This window comes from Nitrosomonas sp. Nm166, assembly GCF_900112825.1.
Taxonomy (GTDB): Bacteria; Pseudomonadota; Gammaproteobacteria; order Burkholderiales; family Nitrosomonadaceae; genus Nitrosomonas.
In genome coordinates, this window is record NZ_FONE01000027.1 from 24,644 (window position 1) to 43,718 (window position 19,075).

22 protein-coding genes are annotated in these 19,075 nt (G+C 42.2%); 15 read left to right on the forward strand and 7 right to left on the reverse strand.

Translation table 11 applies throughout. The features are described 5' to 3' along the window. The first annotated feature begins 59 nt into the window (after window positions 1–59). The 14 genes from BM021_RS08935 (at window position 60) to BM021_RS09000 (ending at window position 12,464) form a co-directional block, all read left to right on the forward strand. On the forward strand, window positions 60–1,343 hold the full coding sequence (locus BM021_RS08935) for a (Fe-S)-binding protein (RefSeq protein WP_090720689.1): 1,284 nt from the start codon (window positions 60–62) through the stop codon (window positions 1,341–1,343). A 39-nt stretch (window positions 1,344–1,382) separates the two neighbouring features. Next, complete coding sequence (gene coq7 / locus BM021_RS08940) at window positions 1,383–2,009, forward strand: 2-polyprenyl-3-methyl-6-methoxy-1,4-benzoquinone monooxygenase (RefSeq protein WP_090720690.1); 627 nt, start codon at window positions 1,383–1,385, stop codon at window positions 2,007–2,009. 69 nt (window positions 2,010–2,078) lie between these two features. Beyond that, entirely contained in the window at window positions 2,079–2,639 is a 561-nt protein-coding gene (locus tag BM021_RS08945) for a YqgE/AlgH family protein (RefSeq protein ID WP_090720691.1), read from the forward strand. A 17-nt stretch (window positions 2,640–2,656) separates the two neighbouring features. Beyond that, window positions 2,657–3,142 (forward strand): Holliday junction resolvase RuvX, encoded by a 486-nt coding sequence (gene ruvX / locus BM021_RS08950; RefSeq protein WP_090720692.1) that lies wholly within the window; start codon window positions 2,657–2,659, stop codon window positions 3,140–3,142. Further along, the gene (pyrR, locus tag BM021_RS08955; RefSeq protein ID WP_090720693.1) at window positions 3,123–3,629 is read left to right on the forward strand and encodes a bifunctional pyr operon transcriptional regulator/uracil phosphoribosyltransferase PyrR; all 507 of its coding nucleotides are present in this window, start codon (window positions 3,123–3,125) and stop codon (window positions 3,627–3,629) included. The genes ruvX and pyrR overlap by 20 nt, the downstream gene beginning before the upstream one ends. Continuing rightward, the gene (locus BM021_RS08960; protein ID WP_090720694.1) at window positions 3,626–4,579 is read left to right on the forward strand and encodes an aspartate carbamoyltransferase catalytic subunit; all 954 of its coding nucleotides are present in this window, start codon (window positions 3,626–3,628) and stop codon (window positions 4,577–4,579) included. The genes pyrR and BM021_RS08960 overlap by 4 nt, the downstream gene beginning before the upstream one ends. Window positions 4,580–4,594: 15 nt before the next feature. Then, on the forward strand, window positions 4,595–5,869 hold the full coding sequence (locus tag BM021_RS08965) for a dihydroorotase (protein ID WP_090720695.1): 1,275 nt from the start codon (window positions 4,595–4,597) through the stop codon (window positions 5,867–5,869). 72 nt (window positions 5,870–5,941) lie between these two features. Continuing rightward, window positions 5,942–8,032, forward strand: a complete 2,091-nt coding sequence (locus BM021_RS08970; protein ID WP_090720696.1) for a M3 family metallopeptidase — start codon at window positions 5,942–5,944, stop codon at window positions 8,030–8,032. 218 nt (window positions 8,033–8,250) lie between these two features. Continuing rightward, complete coding sequence (locus BM021_RS08975; RefSeq protein ID WP_090720697.1) at window positions 8,251–9,021, forward strand: MlaA family lipoprotein; 771 nt, start codon at window positions 8,251–8,253, stop codon at window positions 9,019–9,021. 200 nt (window positions 9,022–9,221) lie between these two features. After that, a complete protein-coding gene (locus BM021_RS08980) occupies window positions 9,222–9,386 on the forward strand; it encodes a rubredoxin (protein ID WP_090720698.1) in 165 nt (54 codons plus the stop codon). 2 nt (window positions 9,387–9,388) lie between these two features. Then, on the forward strand, window positions 9,389–10,540 hold the full coding sequence (locus BM021_RS08985) for an NAD(P)/FAD-dependent oxidoreductase (RefSeq protein ID WP_090720699.1): 1,152 nt from the start codon (window positions 9,389–9,391) through the stop codon (window positions 10,538–10,540). Between the two features lie 63 nt (window positions 10,541–10,603). Continuing rightward, on the forward strand, window positions 10,604–11,200 hold the full coding sequence (locus BM021_RS08990) for a septation protein A (RefSeq protein WP_090720700.1): 597 nt from the start codon (window positions 10,604–10,606) through the stop codon (window positions 11,198–11,200). Between the two features lie 20 nt (window positions 11,201–11,220). After that, window positions 11,221–11,523 carry a YciI family protein gene (locus BM021_RS08995; RefSeq protein ID WP_090720714.1) on the forward strand — a complete coding sequence of 101 codons (303 nt, stop codon included), beginning with the start codon at window positions 11,221–11,223 and terminating at the stop codon, window positions 11,521–11,523. A 146-nt stretch (window positions 11,524–11,669) separates the two neighbouring features. Then, complete coding sequence (locus BM021_RS09000; protein ID WP_090720701.1) at window positions 11,670–12,464, forward strand: peptidylprolyl isomerase; 795 nt, start codon at window positions 11,670–11,672, stop codon at window positions 12,462–12,464. A 65-nt stretch (window positions 12,465–12,529) separates the two neighbouring features. On the opposite strand, the gene alr is transcribed toward BM021_RS09000, so the two are convergent. Continuing rightward, window positions 12,530–13,600: an alanine racemase gene (alr, locus tag BM021_RS09005; protein ID WP_090720702.1), complete on the reverse strand. Its 1,071-nt coding sequence runs from the start codon at window positions 13,598–13,600 to the stop codon at window positions 12,530–12,532. A 244-nt stretch (window positions 13,601–13,844) separates the two neighbouring features. Between alr and lplT the strand changes: the two genes are divergently transcribed. After that, window positions 13,845–15,119 carry a lysophospholipid transporter LplT gene (gene lplT, locus BM021_RS09010; protein ID WP_090720703.1) on the forward strand — a complete coding sequence of 425 codons (1,275 nt, stop codon included), beginning with the start codon at window positions 13,845–13,847 and terminating at the stop codon, window positions 15,117–15,119. A gap of 43 nt (window positions 15,120–15,162) precedes the next feature. Here the strand turns inward: lplT and BM021_RS09015 are convergent, their stop codons facing one another. The 6 genes from BM021_RS09015 to ispD all read right to left on the reverse strand — a co-directional run bounded on the left by BM021_RS09015 (window position 15,163) and on the right by ispD (window position 18,832). Beyond that, window positions 15,163–15,852: a uracil-DNA glycosylase gene (locus BM021_RS09015; RefSeq protein ID WP_371116321.1), complete on the reverse strand. Its 690-nt coding sequence runs from the start codon at window positions 15,850–15,852 to the stop codon at window positions 15,163–15,165. A 38-nt stretch (window positions 15,853–15,890) separates the two neighbouring features. Continuing rightward, the gene (gene rimI, locus BM021_RS09020; protein ID WP_371116323.1) at window positions 15,891–16,346 is read right to left on the reverse strand and encodes a ribosomal protein S18-alanine N-acetyltransferase; all 456 of its coding nucleotides are present in this window, start codon (window positions 16,344–16,346) and stop codon (window positions 15,891–15,893) included. A 2-nt stretch (window positions 16,347–16,348) separates the two neighbouring features. Continuing rightward, window positions 16,349–17,023, reverse strand: coding sequence for a tRNA (adenosine(37)-N6)-threonylcarbamoyltransferase complex dimerization subunit type 1 TsaB (tsaB, locus tag BM021_RS09025; RefSeq protein ID WP_090720706.1), 675 nt, complete (start codon window positions 17,021–17,023; stop codon window positions 16,349–16,351). Window positions 17,024–17,094: 71 nt separating this feature from the next. Next, the gene (gene thpR, locus BM021_RS09030; protein ID WP_256207852.1) at window positions 17,095–17,643 is read right to left on the reverse strand and encodes an RNA 2',3'-cyclic phosphodiesterase; all 549 of its coding nucleotides are present in this window, start codon (window positions 17,641–17,643) and stop codon (window positions 17,095–17,097) included. Then, window positions 17,640–18,131, reverse strand: a complete 492-nt coding sequence (gene ispF / locus BM021_RS09035; RefSeq protein ID WP_090720707.1) for a 2-C-methyl-D-erythritol 2,4-cyclodiphosphate synthase — start codon at window positions 18,129–18,131, stop codon at window positions 17,640–17,642. The genes thpR and ispF overlap by 4 nt, the downstream gene beginning before the upstream one ends. Next, on the reverse strand, window positions 18,128–18,832 hold the full coding sequence (ispD, locus tag BM021_RS09040; protein ID WP_090720708.1) for a 2-C-methyl-D-erythritol 4-phosphate cytidylyltransferase: 705 nt from the start codon (window positions 18,830–18,832) through the stop codon (window positions 18,128–18,130). Before ispD ends, ispF begins: the two co-directional genes overlap by 4 nt. Window positions 18,833–19,075 lie beyond the last annotated feature (243 nt).

Here is a 19,075-nt window from a genome sequence, read left to right on the forward strand (position 1 = left end):
CATAGTCGGCAGACTAAGCTAAGGGAGAGGAGCATGAATTTTTATAATGAGATTGATTAATGTCTTCAAAGTTTTCTAAGGACTTTATTATTGATGAGTCAAATCAATGTGTTTCATGTGGGCTATGCTTACCTCATTGTCCAACTTATCGATTATTAAAATCAGAAGCTGACTCTCCGCGTGGACGTATTGCATTGATGAGCGGAGTTGCTCATGAGCGTATTCCTTTGAATGAGCGATTCATTCAGCATATGGATCGTTGTTTAACCTGCCGGGCATGTGAAGCAGTTTGTCCTAATAATGTTGCTTATGGGCATTTGATTGATGAGGCTCGTGCACTAATTGAAGATCACTCAAAATCCTTCACGGCAGAACAAAGATCGCCTATAAAAGTAGCGCTAAAAAAGCTATTGCTAGCACGGCCTGCACGCTTAGAGCGTTTACGTCCATTGTTTTATTTTATCCAGAGAAAGGGCTTGTTGCGCTGGTTGCTTGGGTTTAGTCGGCTAGAGAAAAATAAATTATTTAAATTTACTGCACAACTTCCCTGGATTAAGTTTCCCTATAGCGTAACTGCAGATGGGGAGCTTATTCATAGCAGTGCCTGGAAAAAAGTCTATCCTGCCCCAGAAGAAGAACGGGATAAGGTTAGCCTGTTTCTGGGCTGTATCGCACGAATAACCGATGTTGCAACATTGAATTCGAGTATTTATGTATTAAATCGCTTGGGCTATACCGTTTATGTTCCACCTCATCAAACTTGTTGCGGTGCGATATACCGACATAGCGGTGCATTGAAGCAAGCTGCTGCGTTGATGCAACAAAATAAATTGGCCTTTAGTGAATTGAATATAAGTACAATTATCACTGCTGCATCGGGTTGTGGTATGCAGTTACTTGAATCTGGGATGGCTAAGGGCCATAAGATCGTGGATATCAGCCAATTTTTGATCACGGCGGAAGGATGGGAAAGTGTAGAAATAGCACCATTACCACGCAAGGTTCTGGTGCATGATCCATGCAGCTTGCGCAATGTATTATACGGTCAGGCATATCCCTATGGGTTGATTTCACGAATACCGGATGTGCAAGTTAAGCCTTTGGCTGGTAATGATCAGTGCTGTGGTGCTGCAGGGACTTATTTTATAGATCAGCCTGAGATCGCAAACAGGCTATTGAATGATAAGATATCTGCTCTGATCAAAAGCGATGCCGAATATCTGGTTACTTCAAATATTGGTTGCGCAATGCATATTGCCAATGGTTTGTACGAGAAAGAAATAAATATTGAAGTGCTGCACCCCGTTACACTGCTGGCACGGCAAATGGGTTTGGAATTATAATGGAACAAATTTCATCAATTTATACAATATGAAAGGGCGATGATCAATATTGATAAGCTTATCATTGGTTTTGATAGTGCTTTACGCACGTTGCTGACACCGGCCCAAACGTTGCGGCCTGTTCCAGGTAGCGAACTACCAGAAGCTGAGCTTACTGATGCAGAAAAACATTTGTCTGGTGCGCTGATGCGTGTGAATCATGTAGGTGAAGTTTGCGCACAAGCATTGTATCAAGGGCAAGGATTAACGGCACATAACGAAACAGTACAAGAGACACTGATGCAAGCTGCACGTGAGGAAACCGAGCATCTGGCTTGGACAGAACGACGCATTGCTGAATTGGGGGGGCGCAAAAGCCTGATGAATCCGCTCTGGTACGGTGGATCTTTTGCCATTGGCGTTATGGCAGGGTTATTGGGAGATAAATGGAATTTAGGGTTTCTTGCTGAAACAGAGCGACAAGTGGGCGCGCACTTGGCAGGTCATTTAGAGCGCTTACCTAATCAGGATAAAAAAAGTCGCGCTATTGTCGCACAGATGAAAATTGATGAAGCAAGCCATGCAACTATGGCAGTGTCCTATGGTGGAGCAGAGCTACCGCTACCGGTGAAACTTGCTATGAAACTTGGATCGAGAGTAATGACTCAAACAGCTTACTGGGTTTGACTTTCTTAACGATTAAAAGAGTTGATGAATCGGAACAGTGATGCAATAAGAAAGAACACTAACTTCACTATGAAAAATATTAATCTGACACACCATTTCTTAATTGCCATGCCAACGATGGCGGATTCTGTATTTTCCAAGACATTGACGTATATTTGTGAACACAATGAACAAGGTGCGGTCGGCATCGTTATTAATCGGCCTACTGACCTCACTCTAATTAGTCTTTTTAAGCAGTTGGGAATTCCACAAGCTGATTCTCTGGTTGAGACAGTGCCGGTGCTTTTTGGTGGGCCGGTACAAATGGACTGCGGATTTATATTACATCATCCTATCGGTCAGTGGCAGTCTACATTGGCTGTCAATCAGGAAGTGGGCTTGACGACATCATTGGATATCTTGAAAGCTATTGCTAATGATGAGGGACCGGATCAAGCACTGATTGCATTGGGTTATGCGGGTTGGGCTGCGGGGCAGATTGAGCATGAATTAGCCCAAAATGCATGGTTGACGGCCCCCGCTTCTGTCGATGTAATATTTGATATACCTTCGGAAGAAAGACTGCCTGCTGCCATGCAATTACTGGGCATTCATGATGCTCATCTCTCCAATGAAGTTGGGCACGCATAACTATTTTATTGTTGCGGATGACAGAAAATTTTTCAGGTGTGCAATCAGGGTGCCAATCACTAGAGCAGCTTCCTCAGGGAACTGTATTAGCTTTTGATTTTGGTAAAAAACGCATTGGCGTAGCGATTGGCAATAATATATTAGGTGTAGCGCGCCCACTCTTGACCATTGATAGTGAAGTGACAGAGCGACGTTTTGCTATGATTGCTCAGTTGATTGAAACTTGGCGACCGGTTTTATTAGTGGTGGGTTTGCCATTGTATAGCGATGGAACTGCACATGAATTGACACAGCTAAGCCAGCGTTTTGCCCGGCGTTTGGCGGGGCGTTTTGATATCAAAGTAATATTGAAAGATGAACGTTATACTAGTCAAACGGCCAGTGCTGTGTTACGTGAAGCAGGTATTGCTGGAAGAAAACAAAAATCAGTGCTGGATCAGGTGGCCGCACAACAAATACTCCAATCATTTTTTGATGAGCAATATGCAATTACCGGATGCTGAAATCGTATTCAAGAATCTCGCAAAAAAAATACAATCCGATCAGGGCAAGGATTTCGCATTGATAGGTATTTATACAGGCGGGGTATGGTTGGCTGAACGTCTGCATCAGGAGTTGGAAATTGCACAGCCGCTCGGCACATTGGATGTATCTTTTTATCGCGATGATTTCGATAAGATCGGCTTGCATTCACAAGTTAAGCGGTCAGAAATACCTTTTGAAGTGGAAGGGGCGCACATTTTATTGATGGATGATGTACTTTATACAGGACGTACGATTCGTGCGGCGATCAATGAATTATTTGATTATGGCCGTCCTGCTTCTGTCAGTCTGGCCACTCTGGTTGACCGGGGGGGCAGAGAGCTACCAATAGCTGCGCAATATACAGGTATAGAACTTGAACTGCCAGCGAATAAAATGCTCGAGTTGAAGCGTGGAGAAAGCGGGAAGTTAAGTTTAAATTTATATGATAGAGTTCATCCAGAATGATCAATAGGAATCCGCAACTGGATGAAAATGGTATGTTGCGGCATTTGCTGACAACAGAAGGATTGCCAGCCTCTATTTTGTTACACATTCTGGATACTGCTGAATCATTTGTAGGCGTTACTGAACGTGATGTCAAAAAAATTCCTTTGTTGCGCGGAAAATCGATCTTCAATCTTTTTTTTGAACCAAGCACCCGTACGCGGACCACATTTGAAATAGCTGCTAAGCGATTGTCGGCAGATGTTATTAATCTCAATATTGCAGTTTCCGCGCAATCCAAAGGCGAAGCATTGCTGGATACCGTCAATAATTTATCCGCGATGAACGCGGATATGTTTATTGTGCGGCATGCACAAAGTGGTGCTGCTCATCTGATTGCAAAACATGTCCGATCAGACATTCGCGTGATTAATGCTGGCGATGGTAGTCATGCGCATCCGACACAAGCTTTGCTGGATATGTTCACGATCCGGCGTTACAAGCGTGATTTTCGTAACTTGCGCGTAGCCATCATCGGAGATATTTTGCATTCCAGAGTTGCGCGTTCCCAGATTCATGCATTGACGACACTGGGAGTACCGGAACTACGCGTGATTGCCCCCAAGACGCTATTGCCGAAAATGGTAGAGCGATTGGGAGTGCATGTCTACCATGACATGACGAAAGGATTAAAGGATATTGATGTGTTGATGATGTTGCGGTTACAGAATGAACGGATGAAAGGTGCAAATTTACCTAGCCCGGAGGAATATTTTAAATACTATGGACTTACTCCAGAGAAATTATCCCTTGCGCGACCTGACGCGATTGTGATGCATCCTGGGCCGATGAACCGGGGCGTAGAAATTGATTCCGCGGTTGCGGATGGCAAGCAGTCAGTGATTTTGCCTCAGGTTACATTCGGCATCGCAGTACGTATGGCTGTGATGTCCATTCTGGCAGGTAACTAGGCTTAAAGACATTTCATGAAAATTCATATTAAAAATGGGCGTGTGATTGATCCAAAACATGGTATTGATGCTGTTCAGGATATTTTTATTGCTAAAGGTAAAATTGTTGCGATTGGTGAAGCCCCGAGTGAATTTCATGCCAGTCGTGTCATTGATGCGCAATCGTTAATCATATGCCCGGGTTTGGTTGACTTATCAGTGCGTTTGCGTGAGCCTGGGCTTGAGTATAAAGCGACCCTTGAATCAGAAATGGGTGCAGCAGTTGCAGGTGGTGTGACAAGTTTTGCTTGCCCTCCAGATACGGATCCACCCTTAGATGAACCGGGTCTGGTGGAAATGCTGAAGCACCGTGCGAAGAGTCTTAATCAAGCCCATGTTTATCCCATTGGCGCGCTTACTCAAGGATTAAAAGGAGAGCGTCTCACTGAAATGGCCGAATTAAACGATGCAGGATGTGTTGTTTTTGGTCAGCCTGATGGTTTGCTGCCTAACTTGCGGGTTCTCATGCAGGCAATGCGATATGCCTCTACCTTCGGTTTTAGCGTATGGTTGCGTCCGCAAGAAATCAGTTTGACCAGCGATGGCGTAGCGCATGATGGAGAAGTGGCAACCCGTTTGGGTCTACCCACTGTTCCTGTGTGTGCCGAGACTATTGCGTTGTCCAACATTATTTTGCTGGCCAAAGAAACTGGTGTCAGAGTGCATCTATGCCGAGTTTCCAGTGCAGAAGGATTGTCGATGATCCGTGCCGCCAAGCAGCAGGGCTTACTGATGACTTGTGATGTGACGATTAATCATCTGCACCTGTCCGACATGGATATCGGTTTCTTCGATTCTAATTGCCATATGATGCCGCCGCTACGCGCTTCTAGTGATCGAGATGCTTTACGCAATGGCTTGCTTGACGGTACGATCGATGCAATTTGCTCAGATCATGCCCCAGTGGATGAGGATGCGAAGCTACTGCCATTTGGTCAATCTGAAATCGGCACGACAGGTGTGGAGTTATTGCTGCCGCTCACATTTAAATGGGGTATAGAAATGCGCTTGCCCCTGCTTAAAGTGCTGGCGAGAATTACCTCAGATCCGGCAGAAATATTGGGAATTGATGCAGGACATTTATCTATCGGAAAAGCAGCAGATATATGCATTTTCGATCCTGAATCTTATTGGAAAGTGATGCCATCGGCTATTCTAAGCCAAGGTAAAAATACGCCTTTTTTAGGGATGGAGTTACCGGGCAAAATTAAATATACCTTAGTAAATGGTCATATTGTTTATGAACATTGAATCTGTGCGGTATCTTATTCCTTAGTCTGTAACCACTGCGCTATTTGTTTTTAACCCATTATTTGGAGCAACATGTCAAACCCGTTACTTGATTTTTGTGGATTACCCCGTTTTGCAGAAATAAAGAATGAGCATATTTCACCAGCTATTGAAGCATTATTGAAAGAGAATCGTGCGGTCATTGAAAATGTGCGAGCTGATGATCATGCGCCTACCTGGCAGAATTTTGTACAGCCGATGGTAGATGCCAATGAACGTCTATCGCGTGCTTGGGGGCAAGTGTCGCATTTGAATGCGGTGATGAATAGCCCGCAGCTGCGGGAAATCTATAATGCCAATCTGCCGTTGATTACGCAGTTTTATGCCGAGTTATCGCAAGATCTATTACTGTTTGAAAAATTTAAGCAGTTACGTGCGAGCGTGGAATTCGACAATTTAACTCCAGCCCGAAAGAAAATTATTGAAAATGAATTGAAAGATTTTCGTTTGGGTGGTGCAGAGTTACCATCTGACAAGAAACAGCGATTTTTACAAATCCAGGAAGAGCTATCGAAACTTTCTTCAAAGTTCAACGATAATTTATTGGATGCCACAAATGCCTATTCGTTATTTATCGAAGACGTAGAAGCCGTCAGAGGTATTCCGGCTGACGTATTGCAAACGGCTAAGGAATTAGCTGAGGCAGATTCCAGAGCAGGATGGAAATTTACTCTGCATATGCCATCTTACCTGCCAGTGCTGCAATATGCCGACAATCGTGACTTACGTGAACAGATGTATCGTGCTTATGCCACGCGCGCCAGTGAGTTCGATAGTCAGGCTGGATCAGATAAGGATAATATGCCGCTCATCAACCGAATACTGGAACTGCGCCGAGAGGCGGCGCAAATGCTGGGGTATGAAAATTTTGCTGAAGTTTCGCTGGCTACCAAGATGGCAATTTCTCCACAGCAAGTTCTGGATTTCCTTAGGAAATTAGCCTATAAAGCAAAACCATATGCTGAGAGCGATTTACAAGCGCTTCGGCAATTTGCAGCAGAGAAGTTGAATTTACCGAAACTCGAAGCCTGGGATCTGGCTTATGTCAGTGAAAAATTGCGTCAAGAGCGTTATGCTTTTTCTGATCAGGAAGTTAAGCAATATTTTCCGGAAGATAAGGTACTGGATGGCATGTTCAAGCTGGTGGAAAAGCTCTACGGCATTAAAATTGTTCCGGTGACGGCTGCACGCAATATTCAACGCTGGCATCCTGATGTGAAATTTTTTGATATTCATGATGCCAATGGGCAATTAATTGGTCAATTTTATCTGGACCTCTACGCGCGACCTACTAAACGGGGGGGCGCCTGGATGGATGATGCCATAACTCGCCGTCGAATTGACAATGAAGAAGGAAAGCCTACCATACAAATACCAGTCGCGTATCTTACATGCAACTTCTCAGCGCCTGTCAATATTAATCATCAGATTCGCCCAGCTTTATTTACACATAATGAAGTAATTGTGTTATTTCATGAGTTTGGCCATGGTTTGCATCATCTGCTGACAAAAATGGAAGATTTGGGTGTATCTGGTATCAACGGGGTTGAGTGGGATGCAGTAGAGCTGCCTAGTCAGTTTATGGAAAATTTTTGCTGGGAATGGGATGTATTGGCTGGCATGACGCAACACATCGAAACAGCAGAACCATTACCCAAGGCATTATTTGACAAGATGATAAAGGCCAAGAATTTTCAAAGTGGATTGCAGATGTTGCGACAGATTGAGTTTGCACTCTTTGATATGCATATACATTTTGACTTTAATCCCAATGATGATAATACAGTATTACAGTTACTTGACGATATCCGCAAAGAAGTTGCCGTGATCATACCTCCGGATTTTAATCGGTTCCCGAACAGCTTTGCGCATATTTTTGCTGGCGGCTATGCAGCAGGCTATTACAGTTATAAATGGGCAGAGGTTCTCTCGGCAGATGCCTACAGTATGTTTGAAGAAACTGCCTCCGATGGCGTAGTCAATGCCGCAACCGGTTCACATTTCTTGGAACAGATTCTTGCAGTGGGAGGGAGTCGTTCGGCACTGGAATCGTTTATCGCCTTTCGAGGACGTGAGCCGGAACTGGATGCGTTGTTGCGTCATAGTGGAATGGAAACCGCTTGATCAAAAGTGCTGCATGATTCTGGGTTGAATGAGTGAGATATAGGAATATTTGCCTATCAGAGATTTAATATTAAATTTAATAAAAGCATTTAATTTTTGTGTGCAGTATCAGTTTACAGCTGACCTGAACAAATCAAATATTATTGAAATAGAGTGTATTGAACCTATTTTATAAATGTGGCAAGATCCGTTGAATTTTTACTAAAATAAATAATAACATGTTTAATATTATCCGTTTCAAAGTTACTGCTTTTCTGGTCTTAAGCATATTTCTAAGTGGTTGTGCTTCAACTAAGGTTAATAACCAGAATGGTCCTGATGATCCTCTAGAACCCATGAATCGTGCTATTTTTGATTTTAATGAAAAGTTTTATGACAATATATTGGATCCGGTTGCCAGAGGTTATAAGAGAGTAACACCTGATCCTATCGAGCTGGTGGTAGGCAATTTTTTTTCGAATTTAAACGATGTGGTGGTGTTAACTAACTCTGTTCTTCAATTAAATTATGAGAGTGCACTTGCCAGCAGTGCGCGGCTATTGGTCAATACTACGTTTGGTGTATTTGGTTTGATCGATATTGCCAGTGATATCAGTGCAGCAAGCGATGTTAATCTCAATAAACGGAACGAAGACTTTGGCCAAACTTTGGGACGCTATGGTATTGATAGCGGACCCTATATCGTATTGCCTTTCTTGGGACCCAGTTCCGTACGTGATACATTCGGAATTGCTGTAGATAGTTTCTTTGTGGATCCTGTTACACAAGGGGTAACAGGGGTGTTTATGAAAGGAGTTCCTTATCTTAATACGACTGCTTTGCGTTTACCTGTTGCAACAGCGAGAACTATCAATTCACGTGCCCAGTTTCTTGATGAAGATAAAACACTGGAAGAAGCTGCATTGGATAAGTATGAATTTTTGCGTGACGCATATATTCAAAGACGGAAGAGTTTAGTAAATAATACTGATACTGCAGAAGTTAAATAAGGAACTGATTTTGTTAATTTTAATTAGTATTGTAGGTATAACTGTAAATAGGCTTGATAAAATTAATTTTAAGATTATCTTTATCTTATCTTTTCCTTTGATAAATTATTCAATCCTATTGCATTAAGTATGCACATTAAAGGTTTTTTCCTAACCAGTGGGCATATTTTTTGCACATCCGTAAGTAAAAATTTAGAAAGATGAAGAAATTTCAATGCAATATCTGCGGATTCATTTTCGATGAGTCAACAGGAGACCCGGAGCATGGCATTGAAGCCGGCACACGCTGGGAAGATATTCCTGAGAGTTGGGTTTGTCCCGCGTGCGGAGTGGATAAAGTTGATTTTGAAATGGTGGAGATTTAAGGATGAATGATCCCGTAGTTATTGTAGGAAGTGGATTGGCGGGCTATGCTGTAGCACGTGAGCTACGTAAGCTGAATACAGAAATTCCGATAATTATGTTATCTGCAGACCACGGTGGTTTTTACTCCAAGCCGATGTTGTCAAATGCTTTAGCATTTGGTAAGACGCCTGCTTCTATTTTAAATAACGATGCAGTTCAAATGGCTGCACAGCTTAAGATTTACATTCGCCCTTACTGTCGTGTAGCGACCATTGATCAATCCAGAAGTATGGTGACATTGATGGATGGTGAAGAAATATTCTATGACCAGTTAGTTCTGGCATTAGGCGCAGATCAGGTGCGCTTGCCATTACAGGGAAATGGTGTGGCAAAGATCTTAACCGTGAATGATCTCGATGATTATCAAAATTTCCGAGATGCATTGACAGGTAAGAAGCGAGTCAGCATTATCGGCGCAGGTTTAATTGGTTGTGAATTTGCAAATGACTTGGCAGCAGCAGGGTATCAAGTGGATGTCATTGATATAAGTGCACAGCCCTTAGGAAGACTTTTGCCACCAGCAGGGGGCGCTTTTATACAGCAGAAACTGGCAGCCAATGGTGTATTTTTTCATTTAAATACGACTACTCAAACTGTTGATCAAGTCAATAAGCAATTCCGTTTAACGCTAACCAGCGGAGAATCGTTCGAGTCTGATCTGGTGCTCTCATCGGTAGGGCTACGTCCTCGTACTCAACTGGCTGAAACAGCTGGCATTCAGGTTAATCGTGGTGTTGTAGTGAATCGGCTGTTACAAACTCGGTTTGCTAATATTTATGCTTTAGGTGATTGTGCAGAGGTTGAGAGCAAGGTACTCCCCTTTGTAATGCCAATTACTCACGCAGCAAGGGCTTTAGCTGCAACGCTTGCGGGTAACCCAACATTTGTTCAGTATCCAGCAATGCCAGTAATGGTAAAAACACCGGCGTGCCCAACAGTGGTTTCGCCGCCTGATTTTAGCGTAAAGGGAGAGTGGAATGTTGAGGCTGATGAAGAGGGTGTCAAAGCACTTTATCAGGATGAGGCTGGGAACCTGCTAGGTTATGCTTTACTGGGTGCCGCGACCAAGGAAAAAAATAACCTTACAGCTCAATTGCCTCCTGTATTGATGTGAAGATAAAACTGTTTTGGTAATCAACTTATCAATGGGTTATGAAATACATACTCAATATTTGCGATGACGAAATTTTTATTTGATCTTTTTCCAGTCATTTTGTTTTTCTTGTCTTTCAAAGTTTATGATATTTTTGTCGCAACCGCAGTCGCGATGGCAGCAGCGATTGGACAGATTGGCTGGCTTTGGTTCCGGCGTCGTCAAGTTGATAAAATGATGTGGTCAAATCTGGCTATTATTGTTATTTTTGGCGGTGCTACGCTGATATCCCAGGATGAAACATTTATCAAATGGAAACCGACGGTATTGTACTGGTTAATTGCAACTGTCTTGCTGGCATCAAATTTAATTTTCAGAAAAAACTTGATTCAAGCAATGTTAGAGAAACAAATTGTATTGTCACCCATAATCTGGAATAAACTTAATCTGAGCTGGATAGGATTCTTTCTATCAATGGGTTGTATCAATCTGTATGTGGCGTTTAATTTCTCGGTGGATACTTGGGTTACGTTTAAATTATTTGGCGCGACTGCCTTAATGCTCGTTTTTATGATAGTGCAAGTAATGATGTTAGGAAAGCATTTGAAAAATGCATCTTCCGTATTAATCGAAAACGTCTCTGGTAAGCAACGTGATCCAGGAGAAGAAAATCGAGAATAAGGCAAGTAAAGGGAGCAATGATGCTATATGTTATCAATGGTGAGGATGCTCCAAACAGCCTCGAAAAAAGAATGGCAGTTCGTCCAGAGCATCTGAAGAGGATTCAGGCGCTACAAGAAGCAGGGCGTTTGATTTTGGCAGGACCCTATCCTGCAATCGATAGTCAAGATCCAGGAGCAGCAGGTTTTTCAGGAAGTTTAATCGTGGCGGAGTTTGAATCCTTAGAAGCTGCACAGGCTTGGGCCGATGCGGATCCTTACACTGGTTCAGGTGTTTACGAGAAAGTAACTGTCAAACCTTTTAAAAAGGTATTGCCAACATAAAACAATTACCAATTTCAATAGTATCAGCTAGTTGAATGTAAATGACATGTAGAGATTCACGTCTATTCAGTTAAGGCGTATACTTTCGGTCGGCAAATATATTCTGGTGAATATAACTTTATCTAAATCACAAAAAAGGAAATTCCATGCGTTTGACGAAATTTTCGCAAGTTATGATAGTTAGTATGTTGGGCTTGGCTACTTTATCAGCTCAAGCTCAGTCAACAGGAGTGATGGCTAAGGTAAATGGCGTAGCAATTCCGCAATCACGTCTGGAGCTAATGGTGAAAGCGAGCGTTGCGCAGGGTCAGCAAGATGGTCCGGAATTGAGAAAAGCTTTGCGTGAAAATCTGATTGCTGAAGAAATTATTGCACAAGAAGCAATCAAAAAAAAATTGGATAAAGATCCAGAAGTTATTGCACAGCTTGAAATAGCTCGACAGCAGGTATTAATCAGAGCTTTTCAAGCTAATTACATCAAGAATAATGTGGTGAGTGACGAGACCTTGCGGAAAGAATACGAAGTTCTGAAAGTACAGATGGGTGATAAAGAATATAAAGCACGTCATATTCTTGTGGAAAGTGAAAGCGCAGCTCGGGATATTATTGCCAGCCTCAAGAAAGGCGGTAATTTTGCTAAAATTGCCGAGGAAAAATCAATTGATGAGGGAAGTAAAGAAAATGGTGGCGAACTTAATTGGAGTCCACCAGCAGCATATGTCAGACCTTTCTCCGAAGCATTGGTGAAATTACCGAAAGGTGGATTGACGGAGCAGCCAGTGCAAACTTCTTTTGGTTGGCATGTGATTCAATTAATGGATACACGACCAATGGAAGTTCCGCCATTTGAAGAAGTAAAGCAGAATATACAACAGCGTGTACTGCAACGGGAATTTGCAACAGTTGTCCAAGATTTGCGCAGTAAAGCAAAAGTAGAGTAGTAAAGTTATTTTTTGTATTGTAAATTGCCCGACGAGTAGATTGGATTTAATTATCAAGAAAATTATTAAAAACAAACCTTTTCTACTCGGGGTGCTACTGCGCAAAGTAATTCATAGCCGATCGTACCTGCTCGGTGCGCTATTTCATCAACGGTTATTTCTTTGCCCCATAAAATAACCGGGCTATTTAACTCAGCATTCTCAATATCAGTTAAATCCACAGCCAACATATCCATAGATACCCGGCCCAATAGTCGAGTATGTTGGTTGTTGACCAGTACCGGCGTGTTGGTCGGTGCATGACGGGGATATCCATCTGCATAGCCACATGCAACAATACCAATACGCATTGCACGGTCAGCCTGGAAGAGACCGTGATAACCTACCTTGTCCCCGCATTTTAGATTCTGTATTGCAATGATTCTACTTGATAGTGTCATGACTGGTCTCAAGTTGAGATCTGATGCGGTTTGATCAGGAAAAGGGGAAATTCCATAGAGCATGATTCCAGGGCGTACCCAGTCAGCATGTGTTTCTGGATACCGTATAATAGCTGCTGAATTTGCCAGTGAGCGTGGATAGTTATATCCTTGAGTAGCCATTTCAAAATACTGCAATTGTTGAATTACACTCTCTTTTTCTGAAGGATCATCGGCGCAGGCAAAATGTGTCATCAATGTGATAGTGTTTGCACATCGATTTCCTTTAAACATACTCATTACTTTATGAAATTGCTCAGGTGCTAATCCTAAGCGATTCATACCCGTATTGATTTTCAGAAATAGGTCGACACGTTGCTTGGACTCTAGCAACATAGCGACTTGTTCACTATGATGAATGACAGTACTTAACTGATACTGTTCAAGCAACCCTAATTCTTGTGTAGAAAAGAATCCTTCCAATAACAGGATAGGTTGCCGATAGCCAGCATCGCGTAAGCATATCGCAGCATCCAACTCCAGAAGTGCAAATCCATCGACAGTTTTTAACGCGTTTGCAGCATGCAGCAATCCATGGCCATAAGCATCTGCTTTGATAACTGCCATAATGCGCGAGCGTGGGGCGTATTGACGAACCACAGCCAGATTATGTGCTAAAGCGGAAAAATCTATTGTGGCTTGGGTAGGGCGGGGCATCGATTTCAAGTCCAGAATGAGCGGGAGTGAGTATATTATTTGCAGGATTTTTATAATAGTTTAAATTTCGTGTGTTGAACTTAACTTTACTATCTTAGTACTTTAATGGCTCTCATAATATGTTAATCTCGCGTCCTTAATAAAATAGAATGGTTAAAAAACAGCATGTGTTGCTGTTAACTAACTTTTTTGAACGGACGAATGGCGCAATAATTCTTAAAACATAACCTTACAAGGAAATAGTTTGGAACGCGGTTTTTATACGATTATGGCAGCGCAGTTTTTCTCTTCCTTGGCAGATAACGCGTTGTTGGTTGTAGCGATTGCATTATTGATTGATTTGCATGCTCCTGCTTATTTAACACCCATGTTGAAATTTGTCTTTGTGTTGTTCTACGTCATTCTCGCTCCTTTCGTTGGCGCATTTGCTGATTCTATGCCCAAAGGACGTGTTATGTTTATTAGCAATATCATCAAAATTACAGGGTGCGGATTATTATTTTTCGCTATACACCAATACCTTGCATTGGCTGCTTATGCAGTTGTCGGTTTGGGCGCGGCCGCTTATTCTCCTGCTAAATATGGCATATTGACCGAATTACTGCCACCTGAAAAACTAGTGATTGCTAATGGATGGATCGAAGGATTAACAGTGGGATCCATCGTGCTAGGTACCGTATTGGGAGGTATTTTGATTACACCCGCTGTTGCAAATGTCCTGTTGGAACTCGATTTTCCTATCATTGACACAGGTATTGATAGCGCACTGGAAAGTGGGATTTTTTTGATAGCCATCATTTATACGATTGCTGCATTGTTTAATATATATATTCCTAACACAGGCGTGGATCATCGTATTCCCAAGAAAAATCCTCTTTATCTGATCCATGAATTCAGTCACTGCGTAAAATTATTATGGACAGACAAGCTCGGACAAATATCGCTTGCCGTAACCACGTTATTCTGGGGAGCGGGCGCGACGTTGCAATTTATTGTGTTGAAGTGGGCTGAGGTGGCGATGGATTACCCACTTAATCAAGCTGCTCAATTACAAGGTGTAGTTGCGGTGGGTATTGCAATTGGCGCTGTGATGGCAGCAAGATTGGTTTCGCTGCGGCAATCGGTAAAAGTGATTCCGCTTGGTATTGCGATGGGAATTGTTGTGATGGCCATGATTCTAGTAAAAAATTTAGGTATTGCGATTGTTTTGCTGATGCTGATCGGTGGATTGGCAGGGTTCTTTGTTGTACCCATGAATGCTTTGTTACAACATCGTGGGCATATTCTGATGGGGGCTGGACACTCCATTGCAGTGCAAAATTTTAATGAAAATTTAAGCATTCTGGCAATGTTGTCACTTTATGCCTTGCTGATATTATTTGAGGTGCATATTTATATTGTCATCGTCGCTTTTGGATTATTTGTATCTGTCATCATGACATTGATTAGAAGATGGCATTTACTTAACCAAAGCAAAGAAGACTCACTGCATTTGATTGGTGCTAAGAAGATCCATTAATTTCATTAAGATTAATATCGGAAAGAGATATTGAATGAATTGTTTATTTCAATGATTGCATAGTTGATTGGGCGAAGCACAAGTCTTTCCAAGCTTTTGCTTTTTCTGGGAGGGCGCGCAACAGATAAGCAGGGTGATACGTAACAATCAAAGGAATGCCGGAATAATCATGAACTTTTCCACGCAAGCTGGAGATGCTGTCTTCACGCTTAAGAAGGTTTTGTGCAGCAACTTTCCCTAATGCAACAATAAGCTTAGGTTTAATCAGTGCAATTTGCCGCGTTAAATAAGGTTCGCATTGCCGTGCCTCATTCGAGGTAGGATTTCTATTATTTGGTGGGCGGCATTTTACGATATTAGTGATATAGACTTGGTGCTCGCGCTTTAATCCAATTGCCGCCAGCATTTGATCGAGTAGCTTGCCAGCCTGTCCTACAAAAGGCTCACCAGTCGCGTCTTCTCTTGCGCCAGGCCCTTCGCCGACAAACAGCCAATCTGCATCCTTATCACCGGTACCAAATACGGTTTGAGTGCGTGTTTGGCTTAAAGGGCACGCAATACAAACCGATACTGTTGATTTGAGCTTATTCCAATTCATCCGCTGGATTTCTTCCCACCGCTGGGCGTTTTCTGCAGATCCCAATGGAGGTGTAAAATCGCTGGTCTCGTTAGATGATGTTTCTATTGCTTTATTTTGTTCTGATATGCCTGATTTTGAACGCCATATAGGCACCAAGCCCAATTCCTTAAGTATTTTTCTGCGCCGGCTGCTCATAATATTAATAGCATCACAAGCGCGTCTTCGCGTCCACACATGGCAGGGTAATAACCTTTGCGCGTAGCGATATGTTGAAAACCCATTTGCCTATAGAGTCTTGCGGCTCCGTGATTGGACTCTCGTACATCCAAGAACATCGACTTTGCATTTTCTTTTTTAGCAGATTGAATAAGATGTTGCAGCAGTCTCCCTCCGAAACCTTTTTTCTGCCAGTTTGCAGCAATACCAAGCGTTAACACATGTGCTTCTTCCGGACTCATCATCATTATTCCATAACCGATCAGCGTATCGCCTTGTTCCAGAACCTGGCATAAATAGCCAGCTTTGATTGAATCGGCAAAGTTTCCAAGTGACCATGGAAAAAGAAAAATTTCCCGCTCAATAAGAATAACACGATCCAGGTCCGACGGATGCATTTTTCTGATTTCAACCGTCTGCTCCAATGTCATGTTCACCGCTCACCTTCTTTTAATGCTATCTTGTTGCGCAAATAAACCGGTGTGGCTTGAGCCGGATCCGTCTTAGAACCATCGGTAAATTTGGGTAGTGCAAGCTGTGCTATTTCCTTAGCCTGGGGATGGAGTGCATAGTGAATCTGCTGAATATTATCACTGTAAAGTGCCGATAATTCTTTGTGATATACATCAAAGCCACTTCCGCATCCAATCCATTCATGCCCAGGCAATAGAGGTACCTGCTGGGGCGAACAAAGCGTAGGCGGACTGACTATTTTCCAGTGCTGATTAGTTAATTTCCTATATGCAGCATGATAAATCTCGTTCATGCGTGCATCAAATGCTACGATAATTTTTTGTTTCCCGATTTGCTGCGCAACCGCTTCCAGCGTGCTGATGCCTACGATAGGAAGATTGAGCGCATACCCTAAGCCTTGGGCGACACCACATGCAATGCGCAAACCAGTGAAAGAACCTGGGCCAGCGCCAAAAGCGATGCCATCTATTTGGTGTAATGTTAATTCAGCTTCTGTGAGCAACTCCTGAATCATGGGCAGAAGAATCTCAGAATGACGATGCTGCGCAAGAATCTCCTTATTGAGTATCCTGCCATCAAGATAAAGTGCTACTGAGCAAAATTCAGTAGAGGTTTCGAGAGCGAGAATTTTCAAAGTATGAGAAGTTTTAATTCAATAAAAATAAATATCCTAGTGTCCAAAATAATGGATTCTTTAATGCTGGCTTAGCTTAAACACCATCGACCCAGTGAAAAATAATTAACACCGTTATCAGTTTGTTTGGACTGAATAAGAGACCATTCATTCACTTGCCATCGGATGGAATTATTCAGTTTGATTCTGGCTGGGCGAATCGCCTTTCGGATTAACGTTATATGCGGTTTATAGGCGCGCTCGTCAAATAAAAACCCCATCTCTAACAATGTATTTTTTAGTGCATCAACGAGACAAAATAGTTCTATAGGAAGCTTCTTTGCCTGAATATAAACAATTTGATTTTGCTTCCAGTAGCAAATTTCTTCCAAGTTTAGTTCAAATTTCTTTGCCGAGATATTGTTCATGGCTTGCTGAAGCACCTCAACCTGATGGGCAGTTATATTCCCCAGAAATAGTAAAGTGAGGTGAATATGTTGCATTTTAACTTTGCGACCACCGCAAATAGATTCTAGTAGATCAGCCTGATCAGATAACTGTGTTTGTACAGATTTGTTAGGAAAAAGAGCAAGAAATACTCGAAGAGGTTTTGCATGTGCATCAACTGGTTCTTTAATCAATTTTGTTTCATGCGATCAATCAAGCATACAACTTCTGCCACTATGCCTTCTTTGCGGCCAATTGCACCTAAGTATTCAGCTGTTTTGGCCTTAATGTTGATATTACTCGATTGAGTTTTTAAATCTTGTGCGATATTTGTAATCATGGTCGAGATATGAGGAGCCATTTTTGGTGCTTGAGCAATAATGGTTGCGTCAATGTTAATGATTTTATAACTGTTACTTTCCAGTAAGCTATATACGCTGCGCAATAATACGCGACTATCAATATTTTTATAACGTGGATCAGAATCAGAAAAATGCTGGCCAATGTCTCCTAATGCAGCCGCACCTAGTAATGCATCGCAAATTGCATGCAATAACACATCAGCATCAGAATGGCCTAGTAATCCTTTTTCATAAGGAATAATCACTCCACCAATAATGAGTTGGCGACCTTCAACTAATTGATGTACATCAAAACCCTGCCCAATTCTTATTGTGCTCATGGATTATTCCTTTTTTGGATGATAAGTTCTGCTAAAGCCAGATCCTGAGGATAAGTGACTTTAAAATTGTAAGTATCACTGAGTACCAGCTTGGGACGAAGCCCTAAAGCTTCGACCGCGCTGGCATCATCTGTTATATGAATATTTGCTGTATTGCGAAGTGCAGTCGTGAGTAGATCATAACGAAACATTTGCGGTGTTTGTGCTTGCCATAGATTTTCTCTGGATTCAGTGTGTGCAATTCGATATTCAGCGTTACCTCGCTTTAATGTATCAGCTACTGGTACGGCTAATAATCCACCCACTTCATCGTCTGCTAATTGATTGATTAATTTCTCCAACTGAATTGAAGTTAAGCAAGGTCGTGCAGCATCATGCACCAATATCCAATCGCTTGCACCAATTAAATTTTTTTGCTTCGCTGCAGTAAGACCATTGAGCACACTTACTGCGCGAGTTGCACCGCCACAGTTTAATGTAGTCAATTTTTCCGAAAATTCGGACCAATCATATTTGATCCATTCATTATCGTTGGGTGCAAGTACGACAAATATTCTTGTGATACGGTGGTTTTGAAATAATGCACTTATTGCATGATAAATCATGGGCCGATTGTTCAATGGGAGATATTGTTTAGGCAATTCATTATGCATACGTGAACCTGAGCCTGCTGCTGGAATTAGTGCAAAAAAGTTGGACATTGTTGAGCTTATGAAATGTTGAGTTAAGAAAACTGATTGATGTGTGAGAAATGCAAACACACTCAGCAGGGTTACAGAATTATAATTTCTTTTACTGATCTATAGCTTGAAATGCTGAACTATCAGTCTGAGAACCTGTTTGCAAAACTAATAACGTCGTCGCAGAAGCAATTGAACGAAGGCAATTTGAATCCACACTTCCGAAGATGCAGGCAAGATTTCATGATCTTTACATAAACGTCG

What these genes read in the sequence shown, in the direction of transcription:
- ispF (WP_090720707.1), bottom strand. Translation starts at nt 18,131, where the DNA reads ATGAGCACAATAAGAATTGGGCAGGGTTTTGATGTACATCAATTAGTT.
- coq7 (WP_090720690.1), top strand. Translation starts at nt 1,383, where the DNA reads ATGATCAATATTGATAAGCTTATCATTGGTTTTGATAGTGCTTTACGC.
- ispD (WP_090720708.1), bottom strand. Translation starts at nt 18,832, where the DNA reads ATGTCCAACTTTTTTGCACTAATTCCAGCAGCAGGCTCAGGTTCACGT.
- pyrR (WP_090720693.1), top strand. Translation starts at nt 3,123, where the DNA reads ATGCAATTACCGGATGCTGAAATCGTATTCAAGAATCTCGCAAAAAAA.
- BM021_RS08990 (WP_090720700.1), top strand. Translation starts at nt 10,604, where the DNA reads ATGACGAAATTTTTATTTGATCTTTTTCCAGTCATTTTGTTTTTCTTG.
- BM021_RS08985 (WP_090720699.1), top strand. Translation starts at nt 9,389, where the DNA reads ATGAATGATCCCGTAGTTATTGTAGGAAGTGGATTGGCGGGCTATGCT.
- BM021_RS08980 (WP_090720698.1), top strand. Translation starts at nt 9,222, where the DNA reads ATGAAGAAATTTCAATGCAATATCTGCGGATTCATTTTCGATGAGTCA.
- alr (WP_090720702.1), bottom strand. Translation starts at nt 13,600, where the DNA reads ATGCCCCGCCCTACCCAAGCCACAATAGATTTTTCCGCTTTAGCACAT.
- BM021_RS08945 (WP_090720691.1), top strand. Translation starts at nt 2,079, where the DNA reads ATGAAAAATATTAATCTGACACACCATTTCTTAATTGCCATGCCAACG.
- BM021_RS08995 (WP_090720714.1), top strand. Translation starts at nt 11,221, where the DNA reads ATGCTATATGTTATCAATGGTGAGGATGCTCCAAACAGCCTCGAAAAA.
- BM021_RS08960 (WP_090720694.1), top strand. Translation starts at nt 3,626, where the DNA reads ATGATCAATAGGAATCCGCAACTGGATGAAAATGGTATGTTGCGGCAT.
- BM021_RS08965 (WP_090720695.1), top strand. Translation starts at nt 4,595, where the DNA reads ATGAAAATTCATATTAAAAATGGGCGTGTGATTGATCCAAAACATGGT.
- rimI (WP_371116323.1), bottom strand. Translation starts at nt 16,346, where the DNA reads ATGACATTGGAGCAGACGGTTGAAATCAGAAAAATGCATCCGTCGGAC.
- ruvX (WP_090720692.1), top strand. Translation starts at nt 2,657, where the DNA reads ATGACAGAAAATTTTTCAGGTGTGCAATCAGGGTGCCAATCACTAGAG.
- BM021_RS08970 (WP_090720696.1), top strand. Translation starts at nt 5,942, where the DNA reads ATGTCAAACCCGTTACTTGATTTTTGTGGATTACCCCGTTTTGCAGAA.
- BM021_RS08975 (WP_090720697.1), top strand. Translation starts at nt 8,251, where the DNA reads ATGTTTAATATTATCCGTTTCAAAGTTACTGCTTTTCTGGTCTTAAGC.
- BM021_RS08935 (WP_090720689.1), top strand. Translation starts at nt 60, where the DNA reads ATGTCTTCAAAGTTTTCTAAGGACTTTATTATTGATGAGTCAAATCAA.
- BM021_RS09000 (WP_090720701.1), top strand. Translation starts at nt 11,670, where the DNA reads ATGCGTTTGACGAAATTTTCGCAAGTTATGATAGTTAGTATGTTGGGC.